Annotated in this window: 10 protein-coding genes; 7 read left to right on the top strand and 3 right to left on the bottom strand. The window is 57.3% G+C overall.

Going from position 1 to position 14,445, the window contains the following annotated elements; genetic code table 11:
- Positions 1–11 precede the first annotated feature (11 nt).
- A complete protein-coding gene (gene purD, locus MJ923_RS00185) occupies positions 12–1,307 on the top strand; it encodes a phosphoribosylamine--glycine ligase (protein WP_240589389.1) in 1,296 nt (431 codons plus the stop codon).
- 194 nt (positions 1,308–1,501) lie between these two features.
- Complete coding sequence (locus tag MJ923_RS00180; protein WP_240590214.1) at positions 1,502–4,699, top strand: ImpA family metalloprotease; 3,198 nt, start codon at positions 1,502–1,504, stop codon at positions 4,697–4,699.
- A gap of 57 nt (positions 4,700–4,756) precedes the next feature.
- Here MJ923_RS00180 and MJ923_RS00175 read toward each other — a convergent pair whose 3' ends face one another.
- Together MJ923_RS00175 and MJ923_RS00170 are read right to left on the bottom strand one after the other, a co-directional pair.
- Entirely contained in the window at positions 4,757–5,557 is an 801-nt protein-coding gene (locus tag MJ923_RS00175) for an SDR family oxidoreductase (RefSeq protein ID WP_240589388.1), read from the bottom strand.
- Between the two features lie 70 nt (positions 5,558–5,627).
- The gene (locus tag MJ923_RS00170) at positions 5,628–8,093 is read right to left on the bottom strand and encodes a putative bifunctional diguanylate cyclase/phosphodiesterase (RefSeq protein ID WP_240590213.1); all 2,466 of its coding nucleotides are present in this window, start codon (positions 8,091–8,093) and stop codon (positions 5,628–5,630) included.
- Positions 8,094–8,431: 338 nt separating this feature from the next.
- Between MJ923_RS00170 and MJ923_RS00165 the strand changes: the two genes are divergently transcribed.
- From MJ923_RS00165 to MJ923_RS00150, 4 genes are all read left to right on the top strand, one after another.
- Positions 8,432–9,133: a spondin domain-containing protein gene (locus MJ923_RS00165; protein WP_240589387.1), complete on the top strand. Its 702-nt coding sequence runs from the start codon at positions 8,432–8,434 to the stop codon at positions 9,131–9,133.
- 11 nt (positions 9,134–9,144) lie between these two features.
- Positions 9,145–9,864, top strand: coding sequence for a spondin domain-containing protein (locus tag MJ923_RS00160; RefSeq protein WP_240589386.1), 720 nt, complete (start codon positions 9,145–9,147; stop codon positions 9,862–9,864).
- Positions 9,865–9,927: 63 nt separating this feature from the next.
- A complete protein-coding gene (locus tag MJ923_RS00155) occupies positions 9,928–10,686 on the top strand; it encodes a response regulator transcription factor (RefSeq protein WP_420854397.1) in 759 nt (252 codons plus the stop codon).
- Complete coding sequence (locus tag MJ923_RS00150) at positions 10,686–12,113, top strand: sensor histidine kinase (RefSeq protein ID WP_240589384.1); 1,428 nt, start codon at positions 10,686–10,688, stop codon at positions 12,111–12,113. Before MJ923_RS00155 ends, MJ923_RS00150 begins: the two co-directional genes overlap by 1 nt.
- Positions 12,114–12,278: 165 nt before the next feature.
- Here the strand turns inward: MJ923_RS00150 and hemE are convergent, their stop codons facing one another.
- Positions 12,279–13,343 carry a uroporphyrinogen decarboxylase gene (gene hemE / locus MJ923_RS00145; RefSeq protein ID WP_126169225.1) on the bottom strand — a complete coding sequence of 355 codons (1,065 nt, stop codon included), beginning with the start codon at positions 13,341–13,343 and terminating at the stop codon, positions 12,279–12,281.
- A gap of 458 nt (positions 13,344–13,801) precedes the next feature.
- Between hemE and rsd the strand changes: the two genes are divergently transcribed.
- Positions 13,802–14,266, top strand: a complete 465-nt coding sequence (gene rsd / locus MJ923_RS00140) for a sigma D regulator (protein ID WP_126169224.1) — start codon at positions 13,802–13,804, stop codon at positions 14,264–14,266.
- The last annotated feature ends 179 nt before the right edge of the window (positions 14,267–14,445 follow it).

Genomic DNA, 14,445 nt, shown 5'->3' with positions numbered 1-14,445 from the left:
GGAATAAGCAGATGAATATTCTCGTAATTGGCAGTGGTGGCCGCGAACACGCCCTGGCCTGGAAAGCCGCTCAGAATGCCGACGTAAATACCGTATTTGTGGCACCCGGCAACGCCGGTTCAAGCCTGGAGCCAAAAGTGGAAAACGTGGCCATTGAAGCCACCGACATCCCTGCGCTGCTCGCTTTTGCCAAAGAAAGCAATATCGCCCTGACCATAGTCGGCCCGGAAGCGCCACTGGTGATTGGTGTGGTGGATGCGTTTCGCGCCGACGGCCTGACCATTTTTGGTCCTACCCAGGGTGCCGCCCAGCTGGAAGGCTCCAAGGCCTTCACCAAGGACTTTTTGGCCCGTCATCAGATCCCGACAGCGGATTACCAGAACTTCACCGAGATCCCAGCCGCCAAGGCCTTTGTGGCCGAGCTTGCCAGCAAGACCGGTTTCCCAGTGGTTATCAAGGCCGATGGTCTGGCCGCCGGTAAGGGCGTGATTATCGCGCAGGATCAGGCCGAAGCCGATGCCGCCATCGACGATATGCTGGCTGGCAACAAGTTCGGCGAAGCCGGTTCCCGCGTGGTAGTAGAAGAATTCCTCAAGGGTGAAGAAGCCAGCTTTATCGTGATGGTCGACGGCAAAAACATTCTGCCGATGGCCACCAGCCAGGATCACAAGGCCCGCGATAACGCCGACCATGGCCCCAACACAGGTGGCATGGGCGCCTACTCACCAGCCCCTGTGGTAACTCAGGACGTACACAACTGGGTTATGGCCAATGTGATCCGCCCAACCGTGGATGGCATGGCCGCCGAAGGCAATGTCTACACCGGCTTCCTGTATGCCGGTCTGATGGTCGACCCACAGGGCCAGGCCAAGGTGCTGGAATACAACTGCCGCTTCGGCGACCCAGAGACTCAGCCCATCATGATGCGTCTGAAGTCTGATCTGGTTGAGCTGTGTCTGGCCGCCTGCCGCGGTGAGCTGGACAAGGTGACCGCCGAGTACGACAGCCGCGCCGCCGTAGGTGTGGTACTGGCCGCCGGTGGTTATCCGGATGACTACCGCAAGGGTGATGTGATTGAGGGTCTGTCCCTCGGCAACAACGACGCCAAGGTGTTCCATGCCGGTACCAAGCTGGTCGATGGCCGCGTTGTCACCAACGGTGGCCGCGTGCTGTGCGCCACTGCCCTTGGCAACACAGTGACCGAAGCCCAAAAAGCCGCTTATGCGCTGGTAGATGAAATCCACTGGGATGACGTGTACTTCCGCACCGACATTGGCTACCGCGCCATTGCCCGCGAAAAACAGTAAATAGTCAGCTGTTGAAAAGCCGGCGCCAGCCGGCTTTTTTGTGCCTGAAATTTGACGAACGTCAAAGATGCCATTCTGTAACGCAATGAATTTCTTATATTTAATTCTTTAAAGCTAAGAAGGAAAGGTTATAATGCCTGCACAATAACAGTACAAAAAGACCACAAGGACTACCCATGAGAAACACAGTGGCCATGCGAAATACCCTGGTTTTCACCGCCCTGAGCCTGGCCCTCTATGGCTGTGGTGGCGGCGGTTCTTCCGATGGTGGCACCACCACGCCACCTGCCGCTACCCTGTACACCGCCAAGGCCCAAAGTGGCAGCGGCGGTCAGCTGTCTCCCGCCAGTCTCAGCATTGAAGCAGGCAAACAGGGCAGCTTCACTGTAACCGCAAGCAGCGGCTTTACTCTGGATACCATAGACGGTTGTGGCGGCACCTTGTCGGGCAGCAGCTACACCACCGCCGCCATGGGCGCGGATTGCACCGTGAGCGCCAGCTTTATCACCAATGCCGCCAATGCCATTCGCCACCGCGACCACAGCCTGGCAACTGATGCTGAGCTTATCAGCCACGCAAGGGAGGCCGTCGCTGCCGCCGAGGGCTCACGTAAGGCGCTGGTCGATTCCCTGTATCAGGGCATATCCCAAATCAGCTGGCATCCAAGCCACGACTCCATCACCTTCACCAGTTTCCTGCCTGAGCGCACCCACACCTTGCTACCCGCCAATAAAGATGGCGCTGGCAACAGCGCCAATCGTGGCCTGGTAATGGTGTCAGAAGACGGTGAATACCGCAGCGCGGCCATGGCAGCAAACCTGTTTTCGGTCAGTACCTCCACCGAAACCGATATGCTGCTCAAAAGCCTCATTGGCTGGCTCACCAAGGGGGCCGACCAAGCCGATGGCCTCAGCATAGTCACCGCGCAAATGCCGAGCCGCGCCGACAGCTGGTATTTCCCCCATAACGAAGGGATCCGCACCTGGCTGACCAATAACTATGCCAATGCCCACAGCATTAACGAAGCCAATAACTGTGATTACAATGAGTTATCAACTTGTATAGACAACCTTAAGCCCGACCTGATTATCCTGTCGGACATAGACCGCAAGTCACTTGGTCATGAGGGCATAGCCGCAGCCGTCGCCAAGGCCAGAGCGGCGGGGATCCCGCTGCTGCTGTCCAACTACTGGCGTGAAGCCAGCCCCACGCTCAGCCCGCTGTATCAGCAAATGGGGCTGGTGACCTATGGCAACTATTGGTCAAAACTCAATGCCGACAATCTGGCCGTGAGCGACATCCGCGCCAACGATGCCAATCTGGCAGCGGTCGACCGCCTGCTGGCCAACCTCGGCACCGGTAACTTCGATACTGCGCTGCTGGCCAACTGTGGCGGCAACTTCCTCTCCTGTAACGAGACAGGCTTTGTTGACGCCTTCAAAGCCGGGGCCGACTGGCTTAGAGGCGCTGCCGTCACCCTCGATAATATGGGCCAGGATGCCTTGTCACTGAGCGGCGCAGACACCCTGCATGCTGCCGTGCTGCTTGCCGACAAATATCGCGCAGCCATCGACTACCCCATCGCCTGGGAAGAGCAGCAAAGCTGGCAGCAAGCCATGTTCGCCGACTGGCTGGTGAACTATGCCCGCAAGGACAATCCGGCTCAGGCCGACCTCGGAGAATACGTAACCGACAGGAACAATCTCGCCAAGGGCAGCAACGCCAGTTACGCCCATCCGGCCACAGTCACCGAACGTAAAACCATAGGCGTGCCCTACCCCAACCAGTGGAGCACCACCGGTTGGTATGTACTGCCGGGACAAACTGTGACCCTGAATCGACTGGATAACAGCGATGCACGGGTGGAAATCAAACTCAACTACCACAGACGCAACACCAACCGCGCCTTCGAGCAAAAGGTGTACCGGGCACCACTGGAGCTGGCCACCCAGCGCCTGCGACTGGAAAAGGGCGAGAGCATCAGCTTTTCAAGTCCCTATGGCGGACCTCTGTACCTGTATCTGGGTGGCAGCGGTGAAGCCCTGAGCGCAGACATCAGCGCCAGCGGCGTGACCCGCCATCCGGCCATCATGAATTTCAGCGATGACAGCCAAATCGCTGCCTTTAATGAGCGCCTGAGCCAGACCGAACTGCCCCATGTGGATCTGCGTACCGATGGCGCCGAGCAGCATATGCGCCGCGACCGCTTTACCAATGCCATTGGCGGCGCCGTGGCCGATGTGAATGCGCTGCTTGAGAGCATCTCTGAAGATCATATCAATGCGGTCTACACCCTGGCCGGTTTTAAAATTCAGGGCAAAACCCTGGCAGAATCTCTGCCTGCCGATGTGAAATCCGCCTGCGTGAATCTACTTGGCAACGAGTGCCTGGATGAAACCCTGCACACCCGCAAAATCATCCAGCACGCCAACTACGACCAGAACGCTCACTGCGGCGCCGGTTGCAGCGGCAACCCCTGGGATGCGGCCTGGAATATCAGCCCAACCGGCTGGGGCGATAACCACGAGCTTGGCCACAACCTGCAAACCAACCGCCTCAATGTGCAATATGCCGCCGCAGGCGACGGAGACAACTGGGCGGGTTACGGCAGCCGCGCCGGGGAGAACTCCAACAACATCTTCCCCTACGTGGTGAAATGGCAGGCCCATTATGTGCGTGACGGCAACACGGCCCCCATCACCGATGGCCATATGAACCATAAAGATTTGTTTTATGTGTTTATGTCGGATGCCGCTGGCGTGAAAGACAGCAGCGGCAACCGGGTGGTGCTTGGCGCCAACTGCAAGGTGCTGGATGCGGGCAGCGACCGCTACGAAGCCCCCTGGAAGAGCAATAACTACGCGGTGCACAACGGCTATCGGATGGCGTTTTACATCCAGATGGCGCTGCGCAGCCACGGCATGCAGCTGGCCGATGGCACCCGTCTGGCCAATGGTTTCAACATCTTCACCCTGCTGTACCAGCACCAGCGCGTCTTTGGCGCCTTAAGCGGCAATCAGGCTGACTGGGATGCCAATAAAGACCGCCTCGGTTTTGGCCTGTTCCCCTTCGAAGGCCACAGCGTTTACGCGGGCAAGAAGGTGCGGGATATTCCGGGCAACGACTTTATGCTGGTGTCATTAAGCAAGCTCACCGGCATCAACTGGCAGAGCCACTTCGATATGCTGGGGCTGCGCTACTCCAGCCTCGCCGCCACCCAAGCGCAGGCCAATGCCACCAAGGGCAGCCTGCCGATGGGCATGTATGTGCTGGAGACAGACCTGCCGCCAGCCAACATGAGTGAAGGCCTGAGCTTCCTGCCGCTGTCACTCTCAGATGCCACCACCCAGTGGCGCGATGGCAGCTCACCGGCAAGTTGCCCGGCGCAATAAACCTGTAAAACAAAAAACGCCCTTAGGGGCGTTTTTTTATTGGCTTAAAAATTTACCTCAGTGACCACCGGCAATGGCCTTTTTGGCGATTCGGTCGATGGCCGAGGGCCACAGCAGACGCACCCAACGGCCAAGACGGCCGCGGCGGGACATAATCAACATACGCTCACGGCAGGCGATGGCGGGGATCATGGCTTCGGCGCAGGCCTCAGCACTCATAATCTTGTCTTCTTTCATCGGCGTGGTGCCAAGCGGATTACCTTTGCCATCCAGGGCCCGTTTATGGATCTGGGAGACCACAAAGTCGGGGCAAATCACGGTGACGGCCACATCATCGTCGGCAAGCTCGATTCTGAGCGAGTCAAAAAAGCCCATCATGGCATGTTTGGAAGCGGCATAGCCGCTGCGGGTGGGAACGCCGGTCAACCCAGCCACAGAGGCAATGGCGACCACCTGACCATGGCTTTGCTTGAGATGCGGTAAGGCGTAGTGAGTGAGTCTGGCAGGGCCGAGGTAATTGACCTGCATGATCTGCTCGAGCACCTGAAGATCTTCCAGCTCATCAAAGCGCGACCACATGGTCATACCGGCGTTATTGATCAGAATATCGAGGCGGCCGTACTTGTCTATACAAGCATCCACCAAGCTGCGGCACTGCGTCTCATCGGCCACATCTGTTGCCACCAGCAGCACGTCTGCCGCCGAGCCCAGCTCCAGCTGCAGTGTTCTGAGGCGGGCTTCATTGCGGGCGCTCAGCACCAGACGGCAACCCAGGCGCGCCAGTGAGCGGGCCAACGCCCGACCAATACCTTCCGAGGCACCTGTGAGTATCACCACCTTGTCCATCAGGCCATCCATAGGTCCCCCAACCTTATTTATCCTAACTAACAAGGATTTACACTGTCACAATCGGGGGTAACTTGCAATATCAGGCCAATCGGGCCAACTGCGGCCGGCCGTGGTAGTCCTCCAGCGGCTTGGGCCTGCCAACGGCATAACCCTGGGCATAATTGATGCCTATTTCTTCCAGTTTGCGGATGATGTCCTGGCTCTCGACGAATTCCGCCACGGTTTCTATGCCCATCACGGCGCACACATCGTGAATGGATTTCACAATGGCGTAGTCCTTGGCGTTGCCCGCCAACTGACGCACAAAGCAGCCGTCGATTTTCACATAGTCCACCGGCAGCTCACGCAGATAACCGTAAGACGCAAAGCCGCTGCCAAAGTCGTCGATAGCGAAGGCAAACCCTTGTTTACGAAGGTTTCGAAGCATATCCAATGCCCGCTGACGGTTCTGAATGGCCGAGGTTTCGGTGATTTCAAAACAGATACAGCTTGAAGGGGCGCCGGTGCGTTTAAGCTCTTCAACGATAAAGGTTTCCATACCTTCAACTCCAAGCGAGTTGCCCGAGAGGTTAATGGACAGGCAATGGTCGCTCCAGAGTTCAGGCCGGGCCGCCAGCCATTGCATGGCCTTTGATACCACGGCCTTGTCGACCTCGGGCATCAGCTTGAAGCGCTCCGCCGAGGCAATAAACTGCGCCGGCGGCAAAATACGGCCGTCGGCCTCACGAATTCTCAGCAGCACTTCCAGCCGCTGACGCGGGTTGCCCGCATCCAAAGCATGGATGGGCTGGTAGTACAGCTCCAGCTCATGGCTGTGGATCGCATGGGCAATGCGCATGGCCCATTTAGGCGCATTACGCTGATAATTCAGCTCTTTATCTTTGTCATCGTAGAAGTGGATTTGATTGCTGCCCTTACGTTTGGCGGCCACGCAGGCAATGTCGGCATCTTTGAACAGCTCCTGCAGCCGTGGCAGAGGCGCCCGGGCAAAGGCGACCCCAATACTCACACCGACCCGGTAACACTGACCGCGATATTCCAGCACCTGCATCGACAACTGCCGCTGCAATTCTTTAAGCACCATGGCCACTTCATGGGCACTGCGACCAAGCAGCAGAATGCCGAATTCATCGCCCCCCAAACGCGCCAGAATTTCTTTGGGGTTCAGGCAGCTTTGCAGTGCTCTGGCTACCATACGCAACATCTTGTCGCCCTGCAGATGACCACAGCTGTCGTTGATGATTTTGAACTGCTCCAAATCGAGGTAACAAACAGCCGCCGAGCCCACATCACCGCTGATGGTTTGCAGCCGTGACTCGAAAGTGGCGCGGTTGGGCAGGCCGGTAATGGTGTCTTCCTCAGCCTGACGGCGCAGCTCGGCCTTAAGCCGCTCTTCGGCTGTCACGTCCCGCAGCGCCATCAGCGCTCCCTGCAATTGGCCCTGATGATCTTCGATGCGGCTCAAACTGTATTGCATCAGCTTATTGGCAAAGCGAAGCCGCCCCTGACGCCGCTGCTGGCCGGAGCCAATCAGAAAATCGGAGATAGTGGATGCCTTCAGGCCCAGCTCGGCCACCAGGCTCTTGCCTTCGAGCTGCCCGGCCTCAACCCCAAGCAGCCGGGCCGCAGGTGGATTGAGATACAGCAATTGTCCCTGGGTGTCGGTCAGCAGCACCGCATCGGCAATGCCTTCCAGAATCGCTCTTGCCCGCTCTTTCTGGGCAAAGATTTCCGCCAGTAACTGATTGCTTACCCTTGAGAAATGCCGCACCTCGGTGCAGCCCTCGGCACTCAGTGGCTGATATTCACTGGCGCTGGGGTCGATATTGCCAAGCTGCGCCATCAATCCCCGCAGTGGCGCTACCAGGCTGCGGCGGATCCACACATAGCCAAGCGCCAGCACAGACACACCCAGGCCGAAAATGCCCCACACCACCCAGTCGGGTGTAATAGCCAATCCGCTGTAATCGGCAGTGCCAAAACTGACCTGCAATGCCAGCGGAGTCGCGCCCAGGCTGTCGATGGGCACCAGATGGGCGTCAGCCGGACTGCCCGCCACAGGCACCATGCGGATTCGCTCCACAAAGCCGGTTTGCCCGAGGCGATTGAGTTCGTTGTCAGAAAGCGTGCGGGACACCAATACTCTGGCGTCGCCAATATGAATGGAGGTGAGGATATGGGGGCCGCTGTCGAGCAGTACGGCGCCGACTACTTCATCGTCAAACGCCAGCGTTTGCAGCACGTCATCGGGCAAGCCTGCGTCTGTGCTTTGCCCAAGCACCGACAGGCCGCCGTCGGTAAAGCGGTAAAAGTGCAGCCCCAGCGCATGGGTGCGCTCGTGCCAGGCCGAGTCCATACTGGCCTGCGCCTCCGGCGGTAAGGCCTTTAACGGCCCGGCATAGATGTGACTCAACAGCAGCTGCCGTTTGACACTGCTTTGATAGTGCTCGCGAATGCTCGCCAGCTCCTGAGAAATGTTCTGTTCAAGCAAGGACGATGCCTTGTTGTCGAACCAAAGCCCCAATCCCCAATAGACCAGTAACATCGCCGGCACGCAAAAGCCCGCAATGAAAACCAGAAATTTTCTGCCAATGTGCATCTTAAACCACGGCTGTGTTCACCCCACGCAGGCCAAATACCTGCCGGGTACTGCGATAACGCGGCGAAACATACCTTATTTGCGGCCGCGCCGAAACCAGTCTTGTGCCTTCCAATGCAAAAACAGCGGCAGCTTGCCTAAATCCATGACAATTCGCTTTGACTTAGCGCATTTTTTGGCACAAACAACCGGCACTCTGTGATTTTTTTGTGATATTTCGGCGATATTTGAGTGAAGTTCTCAAGGGATGCTGCTCTCCATCAATCACAAAAAGGAGAGACACCATGGCCCACAGAATTTTGCCCGCAGGCGCCCTGCTTGCCGCTGCCCTGCCCTTTATCGGCAACGCCGCCGAATTGGACATCAGCATCACCAACCTCACCCACGGCAACCACTTTACTCCGGTACTGATTGCCGCCCATGGCGCTGACATGCACCTGTTCCAAAGTGGCGAAATGGCCACTGCCGCGCTGCAAAAAATGGCCGAAGGCGGCGCTATCGACGAGCTGGTTACTCAGGTAGAAGGCGCAGGAGGTGTAACAGTACAAAACCCCGCAGCAGGCCTGATGGCCGCAGGTAGCACCGTGTCCGGCGTTATGATGGACAGCGGCAGCCAAACTCACCTGAGTGTGGTCGCCATGGTGCTGCCCACCAACGATGCCTTTATCGGCCTGGATAGCTGGCCTATTCCCACCGAGCCTGGCACCTACACCCTGTATCTGAACGCCTACGATGCCGGTACCGAAGCCAACGATGAAATCATCAATGGTGCCGGAGCTCCGGGCCAACCCGGTATTCCAGCAGCCCCCGGCGGTGATGGCGGCAGCAACGGCACCGGCGTAGCCGACGGCTCAACCAATGACAAGGTGCATATCCACCCCGGCGTGCTGGGTGACACCGACCCTAATGGCGGCGCCTCTGATCTCGACAGCCGTATCCACCGCTGGCTCAACCCCGTGGCCCGCGTGGTTGTCACTGTGAAATAAGGAGGCTCAAGATGAATAAGCTTCCTATGAAAACCAGCCTGCTGGCGCTTGCCCTGTTAGGGCTGGGAGCCTGCTCCGACAGTGACAATCTGCCACCACCGCCGCCGGAGCCACCTGCGCCGCCTCCAGTGGTAATGAAGAGCTTCGAGGTTACAGTCACCAACCTCACCGCCAATCAGCCGATGTCGCCACTGGCGCTTGCCAGTCATAATGATGACATAGCACTGTGGCAAATAGGTGAAAGTGCCAGTGTGGCGCTGGAGCAACTGGCCGAAGGTGGCGACAGTAGCGGATTCGACGCTATCAGCGGCGTAGATACCCTGGTGCGCGGCACAGGCATTTTGCCGCCGGGTATGAGTGAAACCCTCACGCTCACACTCGCAGAAGATAAGGTGGATGCGCTGTCGCTGCTGACCATGCTGGTGAATACCAATGATGCCTTCAGCGGTTTCAACGCCATGGATATCGAATCCATGGAAAATGGCGCCAGCAAGAGCCTGAGGCTGATGGCATACGATGCAGGTACCGAGGCCAACTCCGAAGCCAAAGGCACCATCCCCGGCCCAGCCGATGGCGGCGAAGGTTTTAATGCCGCGCGGGACGATGTGAACCGGGTTCACGTGCACCCGGGTGTTATCAGCCAGGACGATGGTTTGGCCGACTCTGTGCTGCACGCTTCACACAAGTTCGACAACCCTGTACTCAAGGTAACCATCACACGCACCGAATAAGGGTGAAATAAAAGGCGCCGGCGTCAGGTCATCTTGTTACCTGTCACCGCCGGAGCCTGTGTGATGCCTTATCAGATTAATGGAAGCAACACCAAAGATAGCCATGCTATGGAAGGAGGGGTGCAGATCCTGCTTGTGGAAGACGAGCAGGATTTGGCCCAAATGATTATGGTTAACCTGACGGCCCTTAATTTCCGGGTCTTTCACGCCGCCTCTTTGCATCAGGCCAAGGCGCTGCTGCAGGCCAAGCGTATCGATCTGGTGCTGCTCGACCGCATGTTGCCCGATGGCGATGGCCTGTTGCTGTGTCAGCAACTGAGAAATACAGGCCAGGAAATGCCGGTGATGCTGCTGACCGCCCGCGATGGTGAGGCCGATACAGTTCTCGGGCTCGAAAGCGGTGCCGACGACTATATGACCAAGCCCTTCAGCGTGCTCGAGCTGCGTGCCCGTGCCAAAGCGCTGCTCAGACGCCGTCTGACCGCCGCACCTTCTCGGCAGCTGATTGAATTTGAAGGACTGCGTATCGATGTAGACTCCCGCGAAGTGGTCGCCTTCGACAATCCCCTGCCCCTCACCGCCAAAGAGTTTGACTTGCTTGCCTTTTTGGCTCGCCACCCGCAACAGGTTTTCAGCCGCACCCAACTGCTGGATGCCGTGTGGGGCTATCGTTTTGATGGCTTCGAGCACACGGTCAACAGCCACATCAATCGTCTGCGGGGCAAACTCGCCCATATCCCCGGCTCCCGTGAGCTGGTGCAAACCGTGTGGGGCGTGGGCTATAAATTTGCTCCTCCCGCAGCTCAGGCGGCATTGCACTGATGAAAACCCTGTTTTCCCGGCTGCTGCTGGCCTCGACCGTATTGATGCTGGGGCTGATGCTGGCTCTCGGCGCCTTTTTGGAGCAAAGCCACCGGCTGGGGCGCGACAAGGTGCAGCAGTCGCTGCATCTGGAACTGGCGGCCCATATGGCCCATATCAACCCCATGCTGTCGCGGGGGATCACCTCCGACAGCGCCCTCAAAGAAGCCTTTCACGACTTTATGCTGCTGGGGCCAAGCTTTGAAATTTATACTCTAAGCCCAACCGGGCAGGTGCTGGCATTCGATGCCGCGCCAAACAAGGTCGTCACCGGTAAGGTGGATTTGGCACCGATTGCGCGCTTTCTGCGAGGCGAGCCGCTGCCGATTACCGGCACGGATCCGCGCTCCGAAAAGCTGCAAAAAATTTTCTCGGTCAGCGAGCTTAAAGACCCCAGCGGCAATCTCACGGGTTACCTTTATGTCATCATCGGCGGCGAGATTTACGACAGCTGGCATCAACTGCTCGCAAGTGACATTCAAAGTCGCGGCCTTGGCGCCGGTATGCTGCTGGCCATTGGCTTTGTGATAGCGCTGTTTTTACTGCTGGCCAAGGCGCTGAGCACGCCGCTCAGGCGCTTGAGTAAAGATTTGGAAACCCTGCGGCTGTCGGGTGCCGAAGCGGGCCACACCACATTGCCGGGGCATTATGGCGGCGGCGCCGAAATAGAAAGTCTTGCGAATAATATCAATCTGTTGCTGACAACTTTGTCGCAGCAGCATCAAAAACTGGTGAGCCAACAAGTGGCCCGGCAACAGTTTTTGTTGCACTTATCCCACGACCTCAAGACGCCACTGACCTCACTGCTGGGCTATCTGGAAACCTTTCTTATCACCCCAGAAAAGCAGCGTGACACCGCCTGGCTTGAAGCCGGGATGCGCTCGGGGGATAAGCTTAAATCGCAACTTGGCGAGCTGCTGGAGCTGGCTGCGCTGGAAAATGGGCAGATACGGGTGCGTTCACGCTTAACGCCGCTTAAGCCCGTGCTGGATGAGCTGGGCCAGTGCTTTGCACCCAAGGCTCAGCAGAAACAGATTGAACTCTGTATCGACGATCCCGGCGCCTTGTCGCTGCATACCGACCCGCAACTCTTCGGCCGGGTGCTGGCCAATCTGGTGGACAACGCGCTGCGCTACACCCCGCAGGGCGGCAAAATCTCTGTCAGCCTGCTTGAGGGCGAGCAGCAGAGCATCTGCATTCGCGACACAGGCCCCGGCATGGGCGCTGAATTGCAGGCGGCATGGCAGCAAACCGGCAGTACGGATTTGCCACAGCTGGGGGTCGGCCTGTCGATTGTGCGCCAGTTGACCGGCCTGCTGGGCATGAAGCTGATGCCCGTCAGCCGCCCCGGTGAGGGCTGCGAGTTCAGAATTGAACTGCCCACCTGAAAGGCGGGTCAATTCCACAGCGTCCAGCCCATAGGCAACACATCCTGAACAATTGGCACTCACCAACCGGCATTCACCAATCGTCTTTCAAAAACCGGCTTTCAAAAACATAAAGGCCCGCAATTGCGGGCCTTTTGGCAGTATTCAGTTAAGCGTAACGACCGTTTACTTGTGATACTTGCGCGACTTCTCGTGTACCGCCTTGATGAAGGCGCCTGCATGCTCAGGATCCACATGCTGATGGATACCGTGGCCGAGGTTGAACACGTGACCGGTACCTTCGCCGAAGCCAGCCAGAATTTGCTCAACTTCTTCTTCGATGCGTGGGATTGGCGCATACAGCATGGATGGGTCCATGTTGCCCTGCAGCGCAACCTTGTGGCCTACGCGGCGGCGGGCATCGGCGATGTCCACGGTCCAGTCCAGACCCAGGGCATCACAGCCGGTTTCGGCCATAGATTCGAGCCACAGACCGCCACCCTTGGTGAACAGGGTCACAGGCACTTTGCGGCCATCGGCTTCGCGGGTCAGGCCATCAACAATCTTCTGCATGTAACGCAGTGAGAACTCACGGTAGGCGCTGTGAGACAGGGCGCCGCCCCAGGAGTCGAAAATCATCACTGACTGGGCACCGTTGGCGATTTGCGCGTTCAGGTACAGGATGACCGAATCGGCCAGCTTGTCCAGCAGCAGGTGCAAAGCCATTGGCTCGGAGTACATCATACGTTTGATTTTTTCGAACGCCTTGCTGGAACCACCTTCCACCATGTAGGTGGCCAGGGTCCATGGCGAACCGGAGAAACCAATCAGAGGGACTTCACCCTTAAGCTCGCGGCGGATGGTGCTCACGGCACGCATCACGTAGCCCAGCTCATCTTCCGGATCCGGGATAGGCAGTGCCTTGATGGCTTCCAGCGTATCGGCCTTACGCTCGAAACGTGGGCCTTCGCCGGTTTCAAAGTACAGACCCAGGCCCATGGCATCGGGAATGGTCAGAATGTCAGAGAACAGGATTGCGGCGTCCAGCTCATAGCGACGCAGTGGCTGCAGAGTCACTTCGCAGGCCAGTTCAGCGTTTTTGCACAGTGACATAAAGTCACCGGCCTGGGCACGGGTGGCACGGTATTCAGGAAGATAACGGCCCGCCTGACGCATCATCCACACGGGAGTGACATCCACGGGTTGTTTAAGCAGGGCGCGCAGGTAACGATCGTTTTTCAATTCTGCCATTTGGCGTGATTCCTGTTCTTATTGAAAGCTGCGCGGTAGTTTAGCATTTACGGGAATAAAGTAACCTTTCTCAGTGCATTTCTGTGACCTGATCCCGCCCGCGGAGCGGATCCTGTCAACCAACTGCAGTAGTTCTGATCAAGATCAACAGATGACGGGAAAATGACGCCTTTGTGAATTTGAAGGCAGAAAAAAGTTGCGTGGGGGGATCCCCTTTGGTATAAAAACTCTGCGCTAGCAAGAACAATCAAGAAGCTCGTCACATCGAGCCCGCATATATTCTGACTCGCCCGGCTACAGGTTTCTGTCGCCGGGCTTTTTATTTTTGTCATTTTTGTATACAAAACAACTGGTTTGTCCATTCCATACGGGATACTGAAAGCGTCAAAAATCAGTTGATCAAGGACCGATTTCTCTCCTACAGTAGAGGAAGGACTGTTGAGGAAGTGAGGCCAAAAATGCTGAGCCAGCTTGAAAGAGCAGAACAAAGATGGGGTGGAGCCAATAAGCTCATCGATCAGTGGCTGGAAAACCGCAGAAATCTGCTGGTGCACTATTGCCAAATCGCCGGTTTACCTCCCTATGAAGGGCGACAGAGCCTGCCTTCTGCCGATCATGTCAAAGCCTTCTGCGACCTCTTGGTCGATTATGTCTCCGAAGGCCACTTCGAAATCTACAACCGGGTGGTGAGCGCCTGCGAAACCAACGGTCAGTCCAGCCAGGCCATTGCCAAGCAGTTGCTGCCACGCATTCACAACACCACGGATGCCGCACTCGACTTCAACGACAAGTACACAGGCTCAGACGATGACAATGTGCTGATGCAGCTCGATGAAGACCTCTCCCACTTGGGCGACGCCATGGAAACCCGCTTCCAGCTCGAAGATCAGCTGCTCGAAGTGCTGCACGCCAAACACTCTTAAGCGCTTATTTGCACTTAAGCGCTTATTTGCACTTAAGCAAAAAAGAGCTTAAGCAAAAAGCCGGCTGATGCCGGCTTTTTGTTTGGTATCTGCCCACAGGGGATAAAGCACCTTAGCCGCCACGCCTTATCGCTATCATCAACCGAGCCCCTGAGCAAAGCAGCACCGCCATGGGATGG

Origin of the sequence: Shewanella zhuhaiensis (genome assembly GCF_022484835.1) — a bacterium.
In the GTDB taxonomy this organism is placed as follows: Bacteria; Pseudomonadota; Gammaproteobacteria; order Enterobacterales; family Shewanellaceae; genus Shewanella; species Shewanella khirikhana.
Note: the sequence above shows the minus strand (reverse complement) of the source record. Positions and strands in the feature narration are given on the sequence as shown.